This window comes from Faecalibacterium sp. DFI.5.82, assembly GCF_029076575.1.
GTDB lineage: Bacteria > Bacillota > Clostridia > Oscillospirales > Ruminococcaceae > Faecalibacterium > Faecalibacterium duncaniae.
This window is the reverse complement of record NZ_JARFIS010000293.1, coordinates 1-326: the sequence shown is the minus strand read 5'-3', so window position 1 is coordinate 326 and position 326 is coordinate 1. Positions and strand designations below refer to the sequence as shown.

The window sequence follows — 326 nt, the reverse complement described above, 5'->3', positions numbered from 1 at the left end:
TGCTGAGCACCCAGTGCGTGGGCGTCAGGACCAAGGTCTCCCAGCAGGAGCAGATCGCCGCCGAGCGGATGAAGCAGATGCTCCGCTTGGTGGAGGAGCACTACGCCGAGGAGCTGACCGTGGAACGCATCGCGGCCAGCGTGGCCCTGAGCGAGAGCGCCTGCCTGCGCAGCTTCCGGCAGATGCTGGGCATCACGCCCATCCAGTATGTCAAGCAGTTCCGGGTGGAGAAGGCCGCCGAGCTGCTCCGTTCCACCCGTCTCAAGACGGGCGAGATCGGGATGGAGTGCGGCTTTGCAGATGGCAGCTACTTCATCAAGACCTTC

Annotated in this window: 1 protein-coding gene; it reads left to right on the top strand. The window is 64.4% G+C overall.

What is annotated here, in order from left to right:
• Positions 1–326 (top strand): AraC family transcriptional regulator (locus tag P0G09_RS16670; protein ID WP_275253221.1); only part of this gene is annotated, 326 nt, incomplete at both ends.